Source organism: Blastocatellia bacterium, from assembly GCA_025054955.1.
GTDB lineage: Bacteria > Acidobacteriota > Blastocatellia > HR10 > J050 > JANWZE01.
The window spans coordinates 1-2,910 of sequence record JANWZE010000150.1 but is presented as its reverse complement, the minus strand read 5'-3'; the positions used below and the strand labels follow the sequence as shown (position 1 = coordinate 2,910).

5 protein-coding genes are annotated in these 2,910 nt (G+C 55.5%); all 5 read right to left on the bottom strand.

Translation table 11 applies throughout. From position 1 onward, the window contains the following. On the bottom strand, positions 1–916 hold a 916-nt coding region (csx2, locus tag NZ823_17860; protein ID MCS6806991.1), incomplete at its 3' end, for a TIGR02221 family CRISPR-associated protein. A gap of 133 nt (positions 917–1,049) precedes the next feature. Beyond that, positions 1,050–1,271: a type II toxin-antitoxin system HicA family toxin gene (locus NZ823_17855; protein MCS6806990.1), complete on the bottom strand. Its 222-nt coding sequence runs from the start codon at positions 1,269–1,271 to the stop codon at positions 1,050–1,052. After that, positions 1,268–1,504: a type II toxin-antitoxin system HicB family antitoxin gene (locus NZ823_17850; GenBank protein ID MCS6806989.1), complete on the bottom strand. Its 237-nt coding sequence runs from the start codon at positions 1,502–1,504 to the stop codon at positions 1,268–1,270. Before NZ823_17850 ends, NZ823_17855 begins: the two co-directional genes overlap by 4 nt. Positions 1,505–1,666: 162 nt before the next feature. Further along, positions 1,667–2,713, bottom strand: a complete 1,047-nt coding sequence (locus NZ823_17845; GenBank protein ID MCS6806988.1) for a putative CRISPR-associated protein — start codon at positions 2,711–2,713, stop codon at positions 1,667–1,669. 13 nt (positions 2,714–2,726) lie between these two features. Continuing rightward, positions 2,727–2,910 (bottom strand): hypothetical protein (locus NZ823_17840; protein MCS6806987.1); only part of this gene is annotated, 184 nt, incomplete at its 5' end.

Below are 2,910 nucleotides of genomic sequence, written 5' to 3'. Positions count from 1 at the left end.
GACACGTCTTCGTGACCAAAAGCTCGCGGGCAAGCGTGATGGCTTGGACCAACAGGCCTCGCTCCACATACCAATTGATCATGCGCCGTTGGACGTCGAGGTTTTTCGCGCTGGGCGGTGAAGCGAACTGGGAGAGTTCCTGCTTCAGCGCGGGTGCAACGAGCGCAAACGGTTTGGCCCAGTGCTCGGCCTCTTTCAGTGCGGCGGGGGCGACCTGATTGACCAGATGCTCGGCTTTCTCCATGACCTCTAGCGGGCGGATGAGCAAAAGAGCTTGCGAAAGCTCATTGATCTGGCCTCCCATTGTCTTAAGTTTCTTTGGCTTGTCTGACGGCTCGGCTGCCGATCCGCACCAAGCCTGATCTTGAATCTCCTGGAGTAATCGGGAGAGATCATCCGCCGATCCACTCCGGCGAAAGAGATGAACGGCAGCCAGCCAATCGAGCAAACTCAAAAATGGTGAGAGATCGAACATCGGCGCGCGCCCTTCGCTATCTTTGGCTTCGAATGCGCCGTAGACGATACCACGCACGCTTACTTTTTTGACCGCCCGAAGATAGGCGACGGCCAGGAAGACGACAAACGGCAGTGAGCGAAATCCATGCGTGATGTCAAAGAGCACTTCCTCGCCCTCGCTCACACTTTCGACGACGCGATCGAAGATGGTCCAAAGTTCATCAGGATCGCTGCCCCAAGGGATTTCAACCGGTTCGGGTTCGATCTTCCCGGCAAGCTTCTGACATAACTCGTCCCAATAACGCGCTCGCGATTGCTCAGTGACGAAGACGATCATTTGATCCGGCTGAAAAAACTCGTAGAGGGCAACGGGAAAGAGATTCGACTCCACAATCCTTCCAGCGTAGCCATACTGGGCCGTCTCATATTTTCCCAATCCGACAAACGTCAGCGCTTTCATTGGTCTCACCTCCTATAGCCTCCAATAACCCATCTCTGCATTTTCATGACAATGCCCACGGTTGCGCAGTCCGTTTGGCCGTCACCTTGCCGGTTGTTGCACCAACGGAGCATCTTTAGCGCAATGGCAAAGTCTAGAGCTTGAGAAACTCCTCCACCGTCAACCCCGATTGACGGATGATCGCCCGCAGCACCCCGCGTTTAATGTCCCGGCCAGCATGATAAGGAACAACCACGCGCCGCCCATCTGGATGTCGCAGGATATAATGGCTTCCGGTGACATGATCAATCTGGAACCCCACCTTCTGGAGTTTGCGAATGACCTCATCTGGCTTGAGCGCAGGAAGGCGGCTCATGAGGCAGTGTCAACCTCAACCTCGATCACCTCAAACTCTGCCGCCTCGTAGCCGGAAGGAAGCGGCTCTCCATGTTTGCGCAAGCTGGCGATGTAGCCGCGAATCGCATCCTGAATCATGCGGAGCGCTTCCTCCCGCGTCTCGCCCTGCGTCACGCAGCCGGGCAGCGCAGGGGCAGAGATGATGTACCCGCCTTCTTCTGCCGGCTCTAAGTACACAAGGAATCGAGCCACTGACATCACCTCCTATCTTATGCTCCAAACGGGCGCACAAACTCATCGCCGTTTGGCCTCAATAAAGAGTTGCTCGCAACGTTGATCATCGAATACGGACGACAAGCGATCAATCTACTCTTCTCACTTGAGCAAAGTATCGGTATAGTCACCCTGATCACCTCACGCCTTCCACTCGTGAAAGTCTCTGTAGGCGTCGCGCTGCACTCCACGATCAATCATTCGCTCGTAACTTCCGTCACTATGGCGAGCAAGTTCGCAAACGTGCACCCGGCCATCCTCACCCTCAAAGAAAAACACGCGCTCATCGCGGTGTCCTTTAGGAAAGACGAGACAATCGCAGTTGCGCACGCGATCGGCGCCGGTGATCCGCAATTCCCTGGACTTGAGTTTCCTGAGCGCGCGGTCGTATAACTTGCGCACGTCGGGAGCACTCGCGTCATAAGTATTCCGAGCCTGAGCCGACACCAGGATAGGCACATATTCGGCTTGCACTAAATGCTCGCGGTAAGCTTCATAGAATGCCTCGCCGGCGGGCGACAGTGACGTGAAGCCTTCCTCCTCCGTCAAAAGTAAGCGAATCTCATCCGGCAACCCACGCAGCCGCCGATCTACTTCAACTGTAGGCCGATAATCGCCGTTGATCCATTCGAAGAACTCCTCATAATTGGCCAGTAGCGTGTAATCCCAACTGATGGGCGTGGGCGGCATCTCGATAATCTCGCGGAATGCCTCGTGGATGTAGTAAACGGGCACGTCAAAGAGCAATCCCACGAGCGTCGCGTAAGCGATTTCCGCCTTAAAGCCGCCAGTGGCGTTGATCAGCACCTGACGCTCTTCCTGTCGCTCATGCCGTATTAGCTCGATGAGCTTTGCGACCAGCGAGCGAAGTCCACGCATTTTGAACCGACTTTCGGTGTAAGTCAGGTCGGGCACTTCCCGCATGCAAGCTTGGTAACCTTCTCCTTTGTAATGCCGCCGTAGTGCTTCGGCACACAGCTTGCCCTCATCGGTTTGGGAGTGCAAGAAGACGACATGATCACCTTCTTTGAGCAGCCGCGAGAGCGAATTTGTCTCGGCAGTAGCTTTCTCAGCAGCCGTGTGGCGAAGGTAGTTCGCCAGTTGTTGGTCGCTCGGCTGCTCAACCTTCAAATCGCGCCTCGCATTACTGAGCAACGAAGTGCCCACGGTGACGAGTATCGTGCGCATAGGTCATCGCTCCTTATGGTGTTAACTTCACCCAGCCCAGTGGCCACATCGGTGCGCCACCTTCGTATGCGATGTGCCGAGTCTTGGGAAACGGATGAGCGGTATCAAGCTGCCCGGTCCTTGGATTCTGACCCAACCGATACCGCTGGCGGAGCTGGTTGAAGCCTTCTTCACCCAATTGGTTTCGCAACAGATCG

Excerpts from the sequence above, each read along its gene's own strand:
- NZ823_17855 (MCS6806990.1), bottom strand. The coding sequence starts at position 1,271 with ATGAGCCGCCTTCCTGCGCTCAAGCCAGATGAGGTCATTCGCAAACTC.
- NZ823_17845 (MCS6806988.1), bottom strand. The coding sequence starts at position 2,713 with ATGCGCACGATACTCGTCACCGTGGGCACTTCGTTGCTCAGTAATGCG.